The sequence below is a fragment of the Rhizobium mongolense USDA 1844 genome (genome assembly GCF_000419765.1).
In the GTDB taxonomy this organism is placed as follows: Bacteria; Pseudomonadota; Alphaproteobacteria; order Rhizobiales; family Rhizobiaceae; genus Rhizobium; species Rhizobium mongolense.
Window position 1 is genome coordinate 12,332 of the sequence record NZ_ATTQ01000026.1, and the last position, 17,076, is coordinate 29,407.

General features: G+C 60.4%; 15 protein-coding genes and 1 pseudogene. 14 read left to right on the forward strand and 2 right to left on the reverse strand.

What is annotated here, in order from left to right:
* Positions 1 to 4: 4 nt before the first annotated feature.
* The 9 genes from A3C3_RS0131460 to virB11 all read left to right on the forward strand — a co-directional run bounded on the left by A3C3_RS0131460 (position 5) and on the right by virB11 (position 8,601).
* On the forward strand, positions 5 to 343 hold the full coding sequence (locus A3C3_RS0131460) for a VirB3 family type IV secretion system protein (protein ID WP_022718533.1): 339 nt from the start codon (positions 5 to 7) through the stop codon (positions 341 to 343).
* Positions 336 to 2,702, forward strand: coding sequence for a VirB4 family type IV secretion/conjugal transfer ATPase (locus tag A3C3_RS0131465; protein WP_022718534.1), 2,367 nt, complete (start codon positions 336 to 338; stop codon positions 2,700 to 2,702). The genes A3C3_RS0131460 and A3C3_RS0131465 overlap by 8 nt, the downstream gene beginning before the upstream one ends.
* Positions 2,699 to 3,397, forward strand: coding sequence for a P-type DNA transfer protein VirB5 (virB5, locus tag A3C3_RS0131470; protein ID WP_022718535.1), 699 nt, complete (start codon positions 2,699 to 2,701; stop codon positions 3,395 to 3,397). The genes A3C3_RS0131465 and virB5 overlap by 4 nt, the downstream gene beginning before the upstream one ends.
* Positions 3,398 to 3,594: 197 nt before the next feature.
* A complete protein-coding gene (locus A3C3_RS0131480; protein ID WP_022718537.1) occupies positions 3,595 to 4,527 on the forward strand; it encodes a TrbL/VirB6 family protein in 933 nt (310 codons plus the stop codon).
* A gap of 38 nt (positions 4,528 to 4,565) precedes the next feature.
* Complete coding sequence (locus tag A3C3_RS0131485) at positions 4,566 to 4,829, forward strand: hypothetical protein (RefSeq protein ID WP_028740165.1); 264 nt, start codon at positions 4,566 to 4,568, stop codon at positions 4,827 to 4,829.
* A 1-nt stretch (position 4,830) separates the two neighbouring features.
* A complete protein-coding gene (locus tag A3C3_RS0131490) occupies positions 4,831 to 5,502 on the forward strand; it encodes a VirB8 family type IV secretion system protein (protein ID WP_022718539.1) in 672 nt (223 codons plus the stop codon).
* Entirely contained in the window at positions 5,499 to 6,356 is an 858-nt protein-coding gene (gene virB9, locus A3C3_RS0131495; RefSeq protein WP_022718540.1) for a P-type conjugative transfer protein VirB9, read from the forward strand. The genes A3C3_RS0131490 and virB9 overlap by 4 nt, the downstream gene beginning before the upstream one ends.
* Before the next feature lie 8 nt (positions 6,357 to 6,364).
* Complete coding sequence (virB10, locus tag A3C3_RS0131500; RefSeq protein ID WP_022718541.1) at positions 6,365 to 7,537, forward strand: type IV secretion system protein VirB10; 1,173 nt, start codon at positions 6,365 to 6,367, stop codon at positions 7,535 to 7,537.
* A gap of 8 nt (positions 7,538 to 7,545) precedes the next feature.
* Entirely contained in the window at positions 7,546 to 8,601 is a 1,056-nt protein-coding gene (virB11, locus tag A3C3_RS39725; RefSeq protein WP_022718542.1) for a P-type DNA transfer ATPase VirB11, read from the forward strand.
* Positions 8,602 to 8,697: 96 nt separating this feature from the next.
* On the opposite strand, the gene A3C3_RS48695 is transcribed toward virB11, so the two are convergent.
* A complete protein-coding gene (locus tag A3C3_RS48695) occupies positions 8,698 to 9,210 on the reverse strand; it encodes a DUF1173 family protein (RefSeq protein WP_411741259.1) in 513 nt (170 codons plus the stop codon).
* 211 nt (positions 9,211 to 9,421) lie between these two features.
* On the opposite strand from A3C3_RS48695, the pseudogene A3C3_RS41865 reads away from it, so the two are divergent.
* The 5 genes and pseudogenes from A3C3_RS41865 to A3C3_RS0131540 all read left to right on the forward strand — a co-directional run.
* Positions 9,422 to 10,622 (forward strand): annotated as a pseudogene (locus tag A3C3_RS41865) (ParB/RepB/Spo0J family partition protein); the annotation flags it as partial.
* A 331-nt stretch (positions 10,623 to 10,953) separates the two neighbouring features.
* On the forward strand, positions 10,954 to 12,144 hold the full coding sequence (locus A3C3_RS0131525; RefSeq protein WP_022718545.1) for a hypothetical protein: 1,191 nt from the start codon (positions 10,954 to 10,956) through the stop codon (positions 12,142 to 12,144).
* Positions 12,145 to 12,442: 298 nt separating this feature from the next.
* The gene (locus A3C3_RS0131530; RefSeq protein ID WP_022718546.1) at positions 12,443 to 12,901 is read left to right on the forward strand and encodes a (2Fe-2S)-binding protein; all 459 of its coding nucleotides are present in this window, start codon (positions 12,443 to 12,445) and stop codon (positions 12,899 to 12,901) included.
* Positions 12,902 to 12,905: 4 nt separating this feature from the next.
* Positions 12,906 to 15,059, forward strand: coding sequence for a xanthine dehydrogenase family protein molybdopterin-binding subunit (locus A3C3_RS0131535; RefSeq protein WP_022718547.1), 2,154 nt, complete (start codon positions 12,906 to 12,908; stop codon positions 15,057 to 15,059).
* A 2-nt stretch (positions 15,060 to 15,061) separates the two neighbouring features.
* Positions 15,062 to 15,700, forward strand: a complete 639-nt coding sequence (locus A3C3_RS0131540) for a hypothetical protein (RefSeq protein ID WP_022718548.1) — start codon at positions 15,062 to 15,064, stop codon at positions 15,698 to 15,700.
* 110 nt (positions 15,701 to 15,810) lie between these two features.
* Here the strand turns inward: A3C3_RS0131540 and A3C3_RS39735 are convergent, their stop codons facing one another.
* Entirely contained in the window at positions 15,811 to 17,040 is a 1,230-nt protein-coding gene (locus A3C3_RS39735; RefSeq protein WP_022718549.1) for a DUF1173 domain-containing protein, read from the reverse strand.
* Positions 17,041 to 17,076 lie beyond the last annotated feature (36 nt).

The window sequence follows — 17,076 nt, forward strand, 5'->3', positions numbered from 1 at the left end:
CGACATGGCGACAGCTCCCGACATCGAAGAAGACACCCTGTTTCTTGCCTGTACCCGGCCGGCGATGATTGCCGGTGTGACCATGGAGGCGATGGGCTTGAACATCATGCTGACGACGATCCTCTACATCATGGCGGGATCGATTGCCTATGCGCTTGTCGGCGTCGTCTTCCATTTCTTGTTCCGAACGCTCGTCAGGCACGACCATAACATGTTCCGGATCCTGGTTTCCTGGATCGAGACCCGCGGTCGATCGCGCAACACCTCCTATTGGGGCGGGGCCACGCTCTCGCCGCTCAAGCTCACCAGATACCATGACGAAAGGGACCTAAGCCTTGCCTAGGAACGCAACGCTTCGATCCCGCGAACTCGGGCCGGAGACCTTTATTCCTTATGTGCGCCATATCGACGAGACGACGATCGCGTTCGGTACCAGAGCGCTGATGGTGATGATCGTGCTCGAAGGCGTCTCCTTTGAAACAGCGGACGTCGTCGACCTCAACAGCCTGTACCGCAACCTCAACACGCTCTACCGGAATATCGCCGATGAGCGCCTCGCACTTTGGACACATGTCATTCGCCGTCGCGACAACGGCTATCCGGAAGGACAATTTGCCAATCCTTTCTCCGATGCACTGAATTCAAGATACCGCGCGCGCATGATCGATGAGGATCTGTTTCGCAACGATCTCTATCTTTCACTCGTCTGGCATCCCGCACGCGATCCCGCCGAAAGGGCCGTGAACCTTCTTTCGCGCCTGCGCAGGGCACGCAAGAGCGATGTTGAGCTCGACGAAACTGCGCTAAAGCATCTGCGCAGCAAGCTATCCGACATCACCGCAGGCCTGAAACGCTTCGAGCCTCGGGTGCTGTCCCTTTACGAGCAGGACGGCATCCTGTTTTCCGAGCCCAGCGAAGTCCTCCACCAAATCGTGGGTGGCCGGCGCGAGCCAATTCCGTTGACTGAAGGAAGGATTTCATCGGCGATCTATTCGGATCGGGTGATATTCGGCCGCGAGACCATCGAGATCCGTCACGAGGCCGAAAGCCGCTATGCCGGGATGTTCGGGTTCAAGGAATATCCGGCAACGACGCGCAGCGGCATGCTCGACGGCATCCTGACGGCCCCGTTCGAGCTCATCCTCGCACAATCCTTCGCCTTCACCTCGAAAGCGGATGCGCGCATCATCATGGGGCGCAAGCAGAACCAGATGGTGAGTGCCGGCGACAAGGCGTCGTCCCAGGTCGAAGAACTCGACGCTGCGATGGACGATCTCGAATCCAACCGCTTCGTACTCGGCGAGCATCACCTCACTCTTTCAGTCTTCGCTTCCTCGGTCAAAGCGCTCACTGACGATCTGGCGGAGGCCCGCTCGCACCTGACCAATGGCGGCGCGGTCGTCGCGCGCGAGGATCTCGGGCTTGAAGCGGCCTGGTGGGCACAACTGCCCGGCAACTTTCGCTACCGCGCGCGGTCTGGCGCCATCACATCCCGGAATTTTGCAGCACTTTCGCCTTTCCATTCCTATCCAACCGGGCAGAAGGACGGAAATGAATGGGGACCAGCCGTTGCCCTGCTGAAGACCGCGTCCGGCTCGCCTTTCTACTTCAACTTCCACCACCGCGACCTTGGCAACACCTTCATCTGCGGCCCGTCGGGTGCCGGCAAGACCGTCCTTTTGAACTTCATGCTTTCCCAACTCGAAAAGCACGATCCCCATATGGTCTTTTTCGACAAGGATCGTGGGTCGGACCTTTTCGTTCGGGCGGCGGGTGGTGCTTACCTGCCGGTGAGGAATGGCGTTGCCACCGGCTGCGCGCCGCTGAAGGCACTTGAGCTGACTGCGGAAAACAAGGTGTTTTTAACGCGGTGGGTTGGCAAGCTCGTCGGATCGGCGAAACGTGAACTGACGGTCACGGAGCTGCGCGACATCGCCTTGGCCGTCGACGGCCTGGCGGACCTTCCGGTCGAACGGCGTTCCATCGGCGCCTTGCGCACTTTCCTCAACAACACCGACCCGGAGGGTATCGCCTCGCGGTTACGGCGGTGGGAAAGGGGAGGGCCGCTTGGCTGGGTATTCGACAACGAGGCCGACGAGATCGGGATCGGCGCCAAATTCATCGGATTCGACATGACAGATTTCCTCGACAACGAAGAAATCCGCACGCCGTTGATGGCCTATCTATTCTTCCGCATCGAGCAGCTGATCGACGGGCGCCGCATCATCATCGTGATCGATGAATTCTGGAAGGCCTTGCAGGACGAAGGTTTTCGCGACCTCGCCGAAAACAAGCTCAAGACGATCCGCAAACAGAACGGGCTCATGCTGTTTGCGACCCAAAGCCCGCGCGATGCTATTGTCTCGCCGATCGCCCACACGATCATCGAGCAGTGCCCGACGCAGATCTTCCTTCCCAATCCGCGTGGCGATCGTGCCGACTATGTCGATGGTTTCAAACTCACCGAACGGGAGTTCGAGCTTGTCGCTCGCGACCTGTCGGCCGAAAGCCGCCGCTTCATCGTCAAGCAGGGACACAACAGCGTCGTCGCAGAACTGAACCTCAAAGGCTTCGATGACGAGCTCGACATATTGTCCGGCCGCACCGCCAACGTGGAACTCGCCGAGGCGATCAGGGCAGACGTCGGTGACCGGCGAGAGGACTGGCTGGCGGTATTTTGGCAAAGAAGGAGAGCGGGATGATCCAAAGAAAAAGCGCAGGGTTTGCTCTTATGGCAGCAGCCTTGCTGTCGGCCGCAATGGCATCCGCACAGGGCATTCCGGTCATCGACCGGACGGCGATCGTAAAGCAGATCGAGAGCATCACACAGCTGAAGTCGCAGCTGGACACGCTGAACCAGCAGCTCCAGCAAGCCCAGCAGCTTTATGGGTCGTTGAACAAGATCACCAACATGGCAGATGTCGCAAGCCTGCTGAACGACCCTTCGATCCGCAAGGCACTGCCACGCGACTTCAATGCCGTCGAGGGCCTGTTCAAGGGGTCGGGTACTGGCGTCTTCGGCAATTCCGCTTCGAAATTCCTTGAGAGCAACTCGACTTATCGCACCGATGCTAATGATTTCTACGCCCGGGAATTGTCGCGCGTCCAGAACCAGAATGCAGGGCAGATGAGCCTTGGCCAACAGATCTATGATGCAGCTACCAAGCGCATCGAGGGCATCGATCAGCTGCGCCAGCAGATTTCCAGCGCCGCCGATGCCAAGGACGTCGCCGATCTTCAGGCACGGCTGCAGGCCGAAACGGCGTTTCTTCAAACCGATCTGCTGCGCATGCAGGGTTTGCAGATGGTCCAGCGGGCGCAGGTGCAGGTCGATGACCAGCGAAAGGCGGAGGATTGGCGCAAGCGCATGGACGCAATGGGAGCGGCGCTCAAATGAAACATGCCCTTCCTGCAGTGATCGCCTCCGCCCAGCCGGTTTGTGCCGTTCAGGCGGATGCTGGTGATGAGGCCTTGCTCGCCAACGTCATGGCCGGGTGCTGCAACGATCCGGTCAAACACGCTGACACGCCCAACACTACAGAGGCGGCGGGGCCGCAGCTTCTTCGGATTCGCAAGTCACCCGGAGGCTAAGAGATGTATCAGGTCTTCAGTTTCGTGGACGGGCAGTTCAAGTCGCCCCTGGAGACGTTCATCTCGTCGGGCACCGCAAACATCGCCGCCTGGGCAAGTGGGCCGCTCACCGCGGCGCTGACGCTCTACGTCGTGCTTTATGGCTACCTTGTGCTGCGCGGTTCCGTCCAGGAGCCCATCCTTGAGTTTGCGTTTCGGGCAATGAAGCTTGCCATCATCGTCATGCTGGTAAGGAATGCCAGCGAGTACCAGACCTATGTCGCCGGTCTGTTCTTCGAGACGCTGCCCAAAGAGATTTCTGAGGCGCTCAACTCGGGCACCGCGCCCAGCGCCTCTACCTTCGACAGCCTGCTCGACAAGGGTCAGAAGGGCGCCCAGGAAATCTGGGCCCGTGCGTCCTGGCCGGTCGACATCGTCACCGGTATCGGCGGGATGATGGTCATTGGCGCGAGCTTTATTGTCGCGGCGATCGGCTACGTCGTTTCCCTCTATGCGCGGCTGGCCCTTGCCATCGTGCTTGCGATTGGCCCGATCTTCATTGCGCTTGCAATGTTCCAGCCCACTCGCCGCTTCACCGACTCCTGGATTTCGCAGCTTGCCAATTTCGTCATCCTCCAGGTCCTGGTCGTTGCGATCGGTTCGTTGTTGATCACCTGCGTCGACACGACATTCACGGCGATCGAGAGCTATTCCGATGTGCTGATGCGCCCGATCGCGCTCTGCGCCATCTGCCTTGCAGCGCTCTACGTTTTCTATCAGCTGCCCGGTATTGCCTCGGCTCTCGCCGCCGGCGGGGCATCCTTGACCTACGGCTACGGCGCTGCTCGAGACGCTCACGAAGGCACGATTGCCTGGGCAGCCGCGCATTCGGCAAGAGCTATCGGGCGAGGAGCCCGCCCGGTTTCGCGCCGCCTCAGACCGGGAGGGGAAACATGACGGCCACTCACCTCAAGAAATGGACAGGTTGTTTGCGCATGCTTCGCATCGTTTCATTATTTCTCATCGCCGGGGCACTTCCCGCCTGCAGCTCGATGACACACCCGCTTCCCAGATGTGACGGCTACTTCCGCCGGCCGCTGAACCGGGCCATGTGGCAACGGGAGGACGACGGCATGCTGAAGCAGCCTTCGTCCGCCCCGGCAAGCCACGCCGCCTCCTACGCGGAGGAACACGCCACGCCAACCGCGTTTACGCATTTCGATGTCGAAGGTTCTTACCGTCCGTGCAAGGGCAAGTGACATGGTGACGCCGGATAATCTGAAGAGCTACTTCGACAAGGCGCGCCGGTTCGATCAGGATCGGCTGATCCAGGTGGAGCGTTCCGCCCGCATCGCCTGGTTCGTCGCTGGTTGTGCCGGCATCGTGGCCGTTGTCTCCGTCTTCGCCATTGCCGGGCTCACGCCATTGAAAACGGTCGAGCCCTTCGTGGTCCGCGTCGACAACTCCACCGGCATCGTCGACGTCGTCTCCGCATTGACGTCTGCCGCCGGGAGCTATGATGAGGCCGTCACCAAATACTTCGCCGCCAAGTATGTGCGCGCGAGAGAAGGCTATGTCTGGAGCGAGGCCGAGGAGAATTTCCGCATCGTTGCCTTGCTCTCCACGCAGCCAGAGCAGACGCGTTTTGCGACTGTCTACCGAGGCAGCAACCCGCAATCTCCGCAAAATGTCTACGGCCGCAGCGCGACGGCGCGCATCAGCATTGTTTCGATCTCCCTGATCAATGCCAACGTGGCCTCCGTACGCTACATGCGCACCAACACCCGCGGAGACGACGTGCGCACCACGCACTGGGTCGCAACGCTCACCTTTTCCTATGTCAACGCGCCGATGTCCTCCACCGACCGGCTGGTCAATCCCCTGGGCTTTGCCGTCAGCGAATATCGCGCCGATCCGGAGGCCGTCGATTGAAACAGATATTACTGATCGCCTCTGTTCTGAGCTTTGGACTTTCATCGACGGCGGTTGGCCTTGAAATCCCCCGTGGCGCATCAAAGGACAGCCGTATCCGCTTCGTCGATTATCAGCCTTACAACATCACACGGATCGTCGGGACGTTGCGGTCGTCGGTGCAGATCGAGTTTGCCGCCGACGAGGAGATTGCCCATGTCGCGCTTGGCAATAGCGTTGCATGGGAGGTGGCGCCGGCCGGCAACATCCTGTTCCTGAAGCCGCGGGAACATCAGCCGGTGACCAATATCTCGGTTGTGACGGCCAGGCGCGACGGATCGACCCGCAGCTATCAGATGGAACTGACGGTGCGGGACGGAACGGTCGAAGCCGGACAGAACACCTATTTTTACGTGAAGTTCCGCTACCCGGCCGATGAGACGGACCGCCGCCGTCAGGAGGCCGCCGCCCGTGCCCAGGCTGCTGAGGCCGGTCGGGCGGACCAGGTGCTCGCACTCCACGAGGCCTATGGGCCGCGAAACTGGCGCTATTCGGCGCAAGGTTCCGTGTCACTCGAACCGCAGGCCGTCTATGACAACGGCAAAGTCACCACTTTCGCCTTTGCCGGCAATCAGGAAATGCCGGCGATCTACATGGAAAACTCCGATGGCACCGAGGGCCTGGTTCCAAAATCCGTCGACGGCAATCTTGTGCTGGTTCATGCCATCAGCCGCAAGTTCATTCTGCGCCGGGGAGGGGATGTGCTGTGCGTGTTCAACGAGGCCTATGATCGTGTCGGCATCAACCCTGAGACCAACACGACGTCGCCGTCCGTCGAGCGTGTCGTCAAGACGCAACCCGCTATCGCGCAATAGGAAGTGTCATGGCTGCGGAAGACAACACACCGATCCCTGGAGAGCGCGCGGAAACATCGACCGGGCGGCGCCCGCTCGACAACAGCCCGATCCTGAAACGCGGCGCGGTTGCCGTTGCGATCATTGCCTTCGTTGCTTTTGCGCTCTGGTCGATGCGCGATCAGGACAAACCGCCAGAAGGAACCAACCCCGAGCGCGTCGTCATCCGCCAGACGTCGGATTTCGAGCCTGCCAGGGAGCCGGTTCAGCCAATCGTGATGCCGGCGGAGGTGCAGCTGCCAACGCCTGTGGTGACCGAGGAGACGCCGGCCGAGGAGGATAAGCTCCTCGACGCTGCCCGCCGCGCGCCGGTGATCGCTTATGGCGGCGATAAGGCGCCGGCTACCGACCGGCAGAACCAGAGTTCGGATGCTCCATCGAACGACTTTCCGTTCGACGCCAGTCCCGGCACTCTCGGTTCGCAGGCAGAAAACGAAGACCAGCGGTTCAACAAGATGCTGACGCCGACGCAATTGCAGGGCTCGCGCGCCGGCATGCTTGGAAATCGCGATTTCGTCGTCGCCATGGGAACGTCCATCCCTTGCGTGCTCGAAACAGCGCTTTCCTCGGACCAGCCAGGCTTTGCAAGCTGCGTCATCAACCGTGATGTGCTGTCGGACAATGGCCGCGTCGTACTGATGGAGAAGGGTACCCAGATCGTTGGCGAATATCGCGGCGGTCTTCGCCGCGGTCAGAAGCGCCTATTTGTTCTGTGGAGCCGTGCCAAGACGCCGAAGGGCGTGATCATGACGCTCGCGTCACCTGCGACCGATACTCTTGGACGTGCCGGGATGGACGGCTATGTCGACACCCACTGGTGGGAGCGCTTCGGTAGCGCGATCCTGCTGTCGATCGTCGGCGATGCGACCTCCTACGCGAGCAGCCGGCTGCCCGAAGGTAATGTCGAGGCGCAGAATACCACGAGCGCCGGCCAGCAGGCCGCGGCGATCGCGGTGGAACAGTCGATCAATATCTCGCCGACGCTTCTAAAACACCAGGGCGACCTGGTCTTGATCTTCGTGGCCAGGGATCTCGATTTCTCTGGCGTTTACCGGCTTCGCGTGACGGAGCCTCGCAACAGGATCTATGACCGCGCCGTTCTCGGGGATTTCAGTCCGGCTTCCACTCTGCTCACCAAATAGGTACGCCGATGTCGGAAGGAGCAGATTGCGGTGTCGTGCGCGAGCTTCTTGCGCCAATCTCCGCCTTTCTGCGCGACATGTCGCTTTACGAGATCATCGTCAACTGGCCAGGTCAGGTGGTGACCGAGGGGACGGCCGGATGGCAGACCCACGATCTGCCGGATCTATCGTTCGACAAACTGATGCGTCTCGCACGCGCTGTCGCAAGCTATTCCAATCAATCGATCGACGAAACACGGCCGATCCTGTCCGCGACCCTGCCAGACGCTGAGCGAATCCAGATCGTGATCCCACCGGCAACGACGAAGGGAACGGTCAGCGTTACGATCCGAAAGCCGTCGTCCGTTTCGCTAAGCCTCGACGATCTCGATGACGGCGGCCTGTTCGACGATGGCGTCAAAGCCGAAAGAGACGGCCACGCGTCGGGCCGCAAGCTCTTGGAGTTCTACAGGACCAGGGCCTACAAGGCTTTTCTGCGCGAAGCCGTCCAGGCGAGAAAGAACATCATCATTTCCGGCGCAACGGGCTCCGGCAAAACGACCTTGTCGAAGGCGCTGATCCGTCATATTCCGTCAAGCGAGCGGATCATTTCGATCGAGGACACGCCCGAGCTGGTCATCCCGCAATCGAACCACGTTCGGCTCTTTTATTCCAAAGGAGGTCAGGGCCTGGCGAAGATCGGCGCCAAGGACCTGCTGGAATCTAGCCTGCGCATGCGGCCGGACCGAATTCTGCTGCAGGAACTGCGAGACGGAACGGCATTCTATTACATCCGCAATGTCAATTCGGGGCACCCAGGTTCGATCACGACAGTGCATGCCGACTCCGCGCAGCTCGCCTTCGAACAGCTGACATTGCTGGTCAAGGAATCGGAAGGCGGCAGGGACCTCGACAGGCATGATATCCGTGAGCTTTTGATGATCGCCATCGACGTCATCGTCCAGTGCAAACGCATCGATGGACGGTTTCGGGTGAGCGAGGTTTATTACCGGGACGCGCAAGAGACCACTGCCGGCAATTGGCATGGCCTTGAACATGCGGCGGAGAGGGTGCGGAAGAAGTGAGATTCACGCCGATCCGACAAATGAATATCGTTCTCGATATCGAGGGAGCCATAGAAATCTAGGAACCCTCGCGTGGAGCAGCGACGACCGTCCGGCCTATTTCGAATACTCGGCAGAATTCCTTGCCGCGCCTTTGCTGGTGTCCCCTTCAACATGAAAGCCAATCCGGGCCACCTCACGGCGCCGCGCGATCCGTTTGACGGTCTCCATGGATTGTTTGACGACAGTCTGCCCGACGGATGGGGACGACCCCTGCTCGATCGCCGTCTTCAGAGGGCTGGTATCGACTATCACCTCCTCACTCCACTGGATCGCCTCTCGGCGGTGGGGAAGATGGAATGGGAGCGCTGGCGTACATTCCCGAGCTACCCGACGAGAAGAAACTTGCCGATAACATGGACTGGGATTGGTTCGTCGAGCAGGGAGAGTTGACGACAGTTTCCTCATCTCATTCTGCACAGTTTCGGACGCTTTAGATGACGCCGCAGTGGCCACCCGTGGTTCGCGCTTCGACAGCGAGAAGTCGCGCAAAGTACTACCCGTTGCCTCGTCGATCTGGATCGCGTTGCCGATCCTGGCACGCTCATGGCGACGCGTAGGGACGGGCAGGACGGACGTGGTCGCAGCGCGAGAGCGGCATGCGCTTAATCAGATATTGATCATGGACACGTTGCCCCAAGTGGCTCGACATCCGCGAACCGGCGGTCACAACCATTGAAGCGGTGCGGGTGGCGGCTGAAAGAGAGGGGGGAGGGGGATTCCGTGACGGGTTGGCAAAGGTCGGAGAGAGGCTCCGGCCGGTCCGTCGTGGAGAAATGACATGGCTAAAGCCATTCAGGAAGTTACTCTCAATCGGTCGGAGGACATCCCCTTCGACAAGCTTGAACTCTCGCAGCAGAACGTCCGCAAAATCAAGGCGGGTGTTTCGATCGAGGATCTCGCCGAAGATATCGTTCTTCGCAAGCTTCTACAGAGCCTCAATGTCCGGCCGATCCTTGGCGAGAACGGCGAGGAAACTGGCAGGTATAATGTTCTTGCCGGTGGCCGGCGATACCGTGCGCTCGAACTGCTGGTTAAGCAGAAGCGCATGGCGAAGACGGAACCGGTCCCTTGCATCGTCAAGCGCGGCGGCGACACATCCGCCGAGGACGATTCCCTGGCCGAAAACGTCCAGCGTGTCGATCTTCATCCTCTGGACCAGTTCCGAGCCTTCCAGACGCTCCGCAAGCAAGGTCTAGGCGAGGAAGAGATCGCTGCCCGCTTCTTCGTCTCGATCGCAACCGTGAAGCAGCGACTGCGGCTTGCTTCCGTCTCGCCGCGTCTTCTTCATCTTTATGCCGCCGGCGAGATGGCGCTTGAACAGCTCATCGCATTCTCGATCACCAACGATCATGTTCGCCAGGACCAGGTCTGGGATACGGCATCGCGGTCGCATGCGCGGGAGGCCTATTACATTCGCCGCCTGCTGACCGAAACGGCGATCCGTGCCAGCGACCGCCGGGCGGTCTACGTCGGGGTCGAAGCTTACGAGGCTGCCGGCGGCATCGTGATGCGCGACCTGTTCGAGCAGGATCAAGGTGGTTGGCTCCAGGAGCCGGCACTGCTGGAAAAATTAGCGGTCGATAAGCTCAAGGCCGACGCTGAAACTCTCAAAAGCACCGAGGGGTGGAGATGGGTCGAGGCTGCCTTCGATTTCCCGTACGGCCATGCCTCCGGGCTTCGCCGCTTCTACGGCAAGCAGGCGGACATGACCAGGGACAAGCTTGCCCGTTACGACACTCTCAAGGCCGAATACGACAAGCTCCAGGCTGACTATGCTGCCGCTCAAGGCTCCTCCGAGGAGACGGAAAAGCAGCTCGTAGACCTCGGTGCAGAGCTCGACCGGCTCAAAGATCGGCCCTTTGTGTTCGATTCCGAGGAAGTAGCCCGCGGCGGTGTCTTCATCTCGCTTAGTGCCGGTGGAGAGTTGAAGATCGATCGTGGCTTCGTCCGGCCGGAGGATGAACCGAAGGCAGAAGCCGAAGCAAGCGGCGACAATGTCGACGGCGACATAGAGTCCGCGACCGGAGGTGCGGTTTCAACAAATAGCGCTCCACCCGCTGGCGATCAGGACGAGGAAGAAGGCGACGGTCCGGACGCTTCCTGACCGGCCGGTGCTCGATCTTACCGTGGCGCGCACCATCCCCCCGCGCAATGCCCTTGCCGCCAGTGTTCGTTCACCGGTCTCGCCGGTCGGCACCGGCCCGCCCAGCCTAAAGGCGCGCGGCCTGATCGCTTCTGCGCCTTTTATCAACCCGCCCGGCATTAGCAGAACGCGATGACCGGCCTCATTCGTTCAAGGAGCTTCACATCATGAACCTGTCAGCAGCCTCTTCTCGCCCTGTTACCTCCGGCTACGGTGTCGATATCTCACGTGGCAACCGCATCGGCCGGGTGTCGTCGGAATGGTTTTTCCGTCCCGACGACGAACGCTATCTCTCACTCGGTGACCTTTACGAAGCGGTCAAGTCCCGCAGTGAGCGAGCGCACGCCCGCACCGTCGAAAGCTCTACAATCCGCCTCGACGCCACACACGACAATGCCGAACGTCTCGAACTCATCGTTCCCGGCCAGCGGCAGCCGATCGCGCCGACGCACTGGAGCTATGGCCAATTGTGCAGCCTGGTCGGCGCTCCCGCCACCTATATGCGCCAGCTGCCCGCCCCACTTGCTGCGATCAATCTCCAGCATGGTCTGCTCAACCATCGCGCCGAGCTGGTGAAGACCCTTGAAATGGACGACGGCCGCATCGAGCTTCGGGCGGTGACAGGCCCCGAATACGGGCGGATCTGGGACCACGAGCTCGTCGCGGCCGTGATGAATATCGCCGGTAATGGAACCGGCGACACGATCTGGAAGGTGCCGGGGGTTCTCGACTGGTCGACGATGACGCACAATCCTTTTGTGGACGTGACCAAGGACACCACGACGCTCTACGCCAGCGATCGTGATGTCTTTTTGTTTTTGGTCGACGATACCCGTCCGATCGAAGCAGGCCGGCTGGCGAATGGCGAACCGGACCTTTATTTCCGCGGCTTCTATGCCTGGAACTCCGAAGTCGGATCGAAGTCCCTCGGCATTGCTTCCTTCTATCTTCGCGCGGTCTGCGCCAACAGGAATCTCTGGGGCACGGAAAATTTCGAGGAGATCAGTATCCGGCACTCCAAGTTTGCCGGTCAGCGTTTCGCGCACGAGGCGGCGCCGGCACTGACAAATTTCACGAATTCCTCCCCCGCGCCCTTCGTCGCCGGCATCCGGGCGGCCCGCGAGCGGATCGTAGCCAGCAACGATGAGGATCGCCAGGCCTTCCTGCGCCGGCGCGGTTTCTCGAAGAGCGAGACCGGCAAGATTATCCAGACGGTCCTGTCCGAAGAAGGCAGGCCGCCGGAATCGATCTTCGATTTCGTCCAGGGCATCACGGCCTTGGCGCGCAATAGGACCCATCAGGACGCCCGCCTCGAACTGGAAGGCAAGGCTGGGAAACTGCTCGAGCAGGCGTCCTGACCATAGGCCAGTCTGGCTGGCTAACCCGAAAACGTCAGACATCTCCCCGAGAGAACTCGTTGCCCGGCGATCTGCCGGGCTTTTTCCCCTTCGGCTGACATCGGCGCTGGCTTGCATTCGGGCGCTAGCGGCGAGATCGAGGCGCTTCGCGCAAGCTTGTTCGGCAGGAGGGGCCGATCGTCACTTGGTTTCTGGAATGCTGGTATTACAAGATTACAACTTGCGGCTTTGCGCGCTTTCAGCTAATTTAGCTGTCGCTGTATGTTCGTTGAGGGGCGGCTTCTCTGCCGACGTTCATATGTCCTACGATCTTTCAGTCAATGGTAAGAACTACACCGTCGATGTGGATGGCGATATTCCGCTTTTATGGGTGCTGCGCGACACCATAGGTCTCACTGGAACGAAATTCGGCTGCGGCATCGCCATGTGCGGTGCCTGTACGGTGCATGTCGATGGTGTGCCCGTGCGGTCGTGCGTGATGCCGGTCGCCGAAGCGGCCGCCAAGCCGATCACCACGATCGAGGCGATTGGCGAGACTGACGAAGGCGCTCGGGTACAAAAGGCCTGGCTGGACATCGATGTCGTGCAATGTGGTTACTGTCAGTCTGGACAGATCATGTCCGCCACCGCGCTACTTGTTGCCAATCCGTCGCCCACCGACGACGATATCGATGCCGTCATGGCCGGAAATATCTGTCGATGCGGCACGTATCCGCGCATTCGGGCGGCGATCAAACTGGCTGCCAAGGCGAGGTGATGCGATGTCCGTCCACGACAAAGTCAACCTTGCTGTTTCGCGTCGGCATTTTCTGATCGGCGCATCGCTGAGCGGAGCCGGCCTGGTCATCGGCCTTCGGCCGTCGCCGTCATGCGCTGCCGCAGAGGCGTTTGAAGCAAATGCCTTCATTCGCATCCCTGCGGAAGGCAAGATTGTTTTTATCATGCCCTCCGTGGAGATGGGGCAAGGCATCTATACCTCGGTGGCGATGCTGCTGGCCGAAGAGCTGGAAGTCCGCCTCGATCAGATCACGCTGGAGCATGCACCTGCTGATCCTGCGCGTTATGCAAATCCTTTGATAGGTGACCAGATCACCGGCGGTTCCCTTGCCATCCGCGCTGTTTACGAGCAGATGCGCAAGGCAGGTGCCACGGCCCGGATCATGCTGGTAAACGCTGCTGCGCATGGCTGGAACGTCGCAGTGGATACGTGCAAGGCCGAGGCCGGGCATGTCGTTCACGCTGCAAGCGGCCGCAGTACCGACTACGGGAGCCTGATACAGGCTGCAGCGTCAGAGCCCGTTCCGCAGGAAGTTCCGCTAAAATCTGCGTCCAGCTTCAAAGTGATCGGCCAGTCCATCCGGCGTCTCGACAGCCCCGAGAAGGTCAACGGCACGGCAAAGTTCGGTATCGACGCCCGCCCGGAAGGCGTATCCTACGCGGCGATCGCGATCTGTCCCCACTTCGGCGGGAAACTGCGATCGGTCAAGGATGGACCGGCAATGGCGGTCAAGGGGGTCCGACAGGTCGTCCGGATCGAGGACGCAGTCGCCGTCGTGGCCGACAATACTGGTGCCGCACGCAAGGGGCTTGCAGCACTTTCCATCGAGTGGGAGCAGGGCGCCGATGGTGCTCTCTCGCTGGCCGATCTCGAGAAGCGCGCGGAGGACGCGATCGGCGGCAACGCCTTGCCCCACATAAACGAAGGCGATGTCGCAAAGGCGGAATCCCAACACAAGCCCGCTCTTGAATTCGTCTACCGCCTACCGATTCTCACGCATTCGGCGATGGAGCCGATGAATTGCACGGTTCACGTCCGCAACGATAGCTGCGACGTATGGGTTGGCACCCAGGTGCTGGGCCGGGCAAGACAAGTGGTTGCTGACGTCACAGGCCTCCCGTTGGATAAGGTCGTCGTGCACAACCACCTTCTCGGTGGCGGTTTCGGACGGAGGCTCGATGTCGACGGCGTCATCCTGGCGGCGAAGATCGCAAAGCAGGTGGATGGCCCGGTGAAGGTCACCTGGAGCCGCGAGGAAGACATCCGCCACGACTGCTACCGCTATCTAAATTACAGTAAGATCACCGCGACGCTGGGTGCCGATGGCATGCCCGTTTCCTGGCGGCATCGCGTCATCGGCCCATCCGTGATGGCGCGTTGGCTACCGGCCTTGACGCGGGATGGCATAGACCTCGACATCATGACTGGTGCGGAGACGCCCTATGCGATCCCGAACAAATATACGGATTTCGTGCGCCACGAGGCTCCGGACGGGATGTTGACGGGCAACTGGCGCGGCGTCGGCGCCACGCGCAACGTCCCGGCAATCGAAGGCGGCATCGACGAACTGGCTCACGCCGCGGGCATCGACCCGCTCGATTACCGCAGGCGGCTGCTTCAGCATAAGCCGCGCCTTCTAGGTGTCCTCGAACTAGCGGCGGAGAAGGCGGACTGGTCGACCACTCTCCCCCAAGGCAAGGGAAGGGGTATCGCCCTTTTGGAGGATTTCGGAAGCTTTGCCGCGATGATCTCCGAAGTAAGCGTAGGGGAAGATGGCAAGCTCAACACCGACCGCATCGTCTGCGCTGTCGACTGTGGCCAGATCATCAATCCGGACACGGTAGAAGCCCAGATACAGAGCGGCATCATCTACGGCCTCAGCGCTGCACTCTACGGACGCATCACGGTCCAGAACGGTGCCGTAGTGGAGGGCAACTTCGACGATTCTCCCGTTCTGCGAATACACGAGACGCCGAAGATCGAGGTGCATATCGTGCCCAGTTCCGAGGCACCAGGCGGCATAGGGGAGGTTGGCACACCCGGTGTTGCACCCTCGCTCTTCAATGCGATCTTTGCGGCAACCGGCAAGCGGCTGCGATCACTGCCGATCGATCAGAACGAATTGCGGAGAGTGTGATCATGGCCAAGCGGTTTCTCGCTATCCCGCTCGCCGCTGTTCTCGCTACGATCGGCAGCGTTGCTGGCATAGGACCATTGGGTTATGCCGAAACATCGGATGGTGGAGCGCTGAAGACCGTCTCCGATTTCGATGCGATAACGGAGACCAGCGAGCGCTCAAAAGCGATCTTCGAAGAAGCCAGCCGTGTCATGACGCATCCGCGCTGCATAAATTGCCATCCGGCAACGCGCAGCCCGACGCAGGGAGAAGACATGCATCAGCATGTGCCGTTGATGAATGCCAGCCAAAGCTCGCTGGGTCCGGCTGGGCTTGTCTGCAGCACCTGCCACGGTGCGGAGAATCGTCCGATCGTAGGCAGCCGCATGAAATCCATCCCGGGCAACGCACATTGGTCATTGGCCCCGGCCAGCATGGCCTGGCAAGGGCTGACCGTGGGTGACATATGCCGGCAGGTAAAAGATACAAGCCGGAACGGCAATCGTTCGCATGCCGACCTCATACGCCATATGGGCGAAGACCATCTGGTCGGCTGGGCCTGGCATCCGGGGGAAGGACGCAGTGCCCCTCCAGGCTCGCAGGAGACCTTTGGCGCGCTTGTCGCCGCCTGGGTCGAGACTGGTGCCGAATGTCCAGATTGAGAAATGGCACTCTGCGAGACAGTCGTTGGCGAACCGCCACCCTTGTGGCATTTGCCAAAGTATCTTCGAAATTTTAACGGCAGTTCACGGAGCCTGCATCCCCTACGGGCCTACTCTGATGTGGTTCGTCCAGCTGCGCCGTCGTGGCAAACTGGCAGCGGCGGCATGTCTCCATCGGCAATGCGCCAGATCCAGGGCGTCATCTCCGGCCTCGCGGCCAACATCTCGGCAAGTGTACGTTCATACTCCTCATCAGCGCCGGCTGGCACGACGCACATCGCCACCGGCACCGGGCATTGTTCAGGCAGCGTTACGCAAACGACCGGCTGATCGCGAGACAGGTTGAATCGCAGACTTTTGACACTCTTGCGCCGGAGATCTGCCAGCCGGTCAAGCAACCGCTGTTCATGTACGGTTTCGAAGGGGATCCAGTTCTGGTTGACGACCATCAGGGCAATTTCCTCGACCGAGGCAATGCCGGCCCCCGAAATGCCGAAGGTGGCGATAGCAACCAAATGAAACGCCTCGTTCGATCGCCAGATCTCCAGCTCGGTCGCGTAACGGGTATTCAGGCGCCGCCAAGCTCCATCGTCAATCATGAACGGAAAGGGCATGTGTCGGATGCTGATCTTCCAGCCATCGCGCGCCGGCGTAGAATCCTTCACCTCCCCGACGAGAAGCATGAGCGTCCTTGGCCCAGAACCCGCCGCTTGCAAGCCGGACAGTGCGGCTGCCCGCCTGGCGGCAATCCCCTCCCTATCTTCAGCATGAAATACCTCCGGCACGAAGAGGATGTCGCTCAAAGGTTTGCCGCGTGTCGTCATCTGCTTTGCGGCATTGATGAGGCTTCCGCGGACCCGCCCCCAGCCGCGCCTTCCCGACCACAGCGAGGTCCATTCCGTCAGTTCCCCGACTTCCCAGAGATAATGCAGCACGGCCCGTAGCGAGAGCTTTTTTGTTTCGTTCCGGATCGTATCAGACGGTTCGCCGGAAGGGGCTGCGGCGGCCCGCGATCCCCTTTTCGACAGCGAAAAGTCAAATGCAAGCGCCGCTGTTCCGGTCGTTTCGTCAAGACGGATCGCATTGCCGACGAGGGGGCCAAGGCCGGAAAGCTCGTAAGGCGGTTCGTAGGAGGGGCAGGCGGGATCGTGATCGCGCCCGGTAAGAGGCATGCGTTTGACGACATACTGCCCGTCGAACCTCGCGATATACATCGGGACCGCTGGCTCCCGGCACTGGCAGGAGGGCCGGAGTTTTTGCTCGTAAGCGCAAGCAAGCAGCGCCTGCAGCTCGCAAGAGCCCTCATCAACTGAACGGTCGACGATCAGAAACTGCCGCACGTCGTTCCTTCCGTCTGTCTGCCCGCTAAGGGCGAT

What these genes read in the sequence shown, in the direction of transcription:
- A3C3_RS0131535 (WP_022718547.1), top strand. Translation starts at nt 12,906, where the DNA reads ATGTCCGTCCACGACAAAGTCAACCTTGCTGTTTCGCGTCGGCATTTT.
- virB10 (WP_022718541.1), top strand. Translation starts at nt 6,365, where the DNA reads ATGGCTGCGGAAGACAACACACCGATCCCTGGAGAGCGCGCGGAAACA.
- A3C3_RS0131460 (WP_022718533.1), top strand. Translation starts at nt 5, where the DNA reads ATGGCGACAGCTCCCGACATCGAAGAAGACACCCTGTTTCTTGCCTGT.
- A3C3_RS0131480 (WP_022718537.1), top strand. Translation starts at nt 3,595, where the DNA reads ATGTATCAGGTCTTCAGTTTCGTGGACGGGCAGTTCAAGTCGCCCCTG.
- A3C3_RS0131540 (WP_022718548.1), top strand. Translation starts at nt 15,062, where the DNA reads ATGGCCAAGCGGTTTCTCGCTATCCCGCTCGCCGCTGTTCTCGCTACG.
- virB5 (WP_022718535.1), top strand. Translation starts at nt 2,699, where the DNA reads ATGATCCAAAGAAAAAGCGCAGGGTTTGCTCTTATGGCAGCAGCCTTG.
- A3C3_RS0131525 (WP_022718545.1), top strand. Translation starts at nt 10,954, where the DNA reads ATGAACCTGTCAGCAGCCTCTTCTCGCCCTGTTACCTCCGGCTACGGT.
- A3C3_RS0131485 (WP_028740165.1), top strand. Translation starts at nt 4,566, where the DNA reads ATGCTTCGCATCGTTTCATTATTTCTCATCGCCGGGGCACTTCCCGCC.
- virB11 (WP_022718542.1), top strand. Translation starts at nt 7,546, where the DNA reads ATGTCGGAAGGAGCAGATTGCGGTGTCGTGCGCGAGCTTCTTGCGCCA.
- A3C3_RS0131530 (WP_022718546.1), top strand. Translation starts at nt 12,443, where the DNA reads ATGTCCTACGATCTTTCAGTCAATGGTAAGAACTACACCGTCGATGTG.
- A3C3_RS0131490 (WP_022718539.1), top strand. Translation starts at nt 4,831, where the DNA reads ATGGTGACGCCGGATAATCTGAAGAGCTACTTCGACAAGGCGCGCCGG.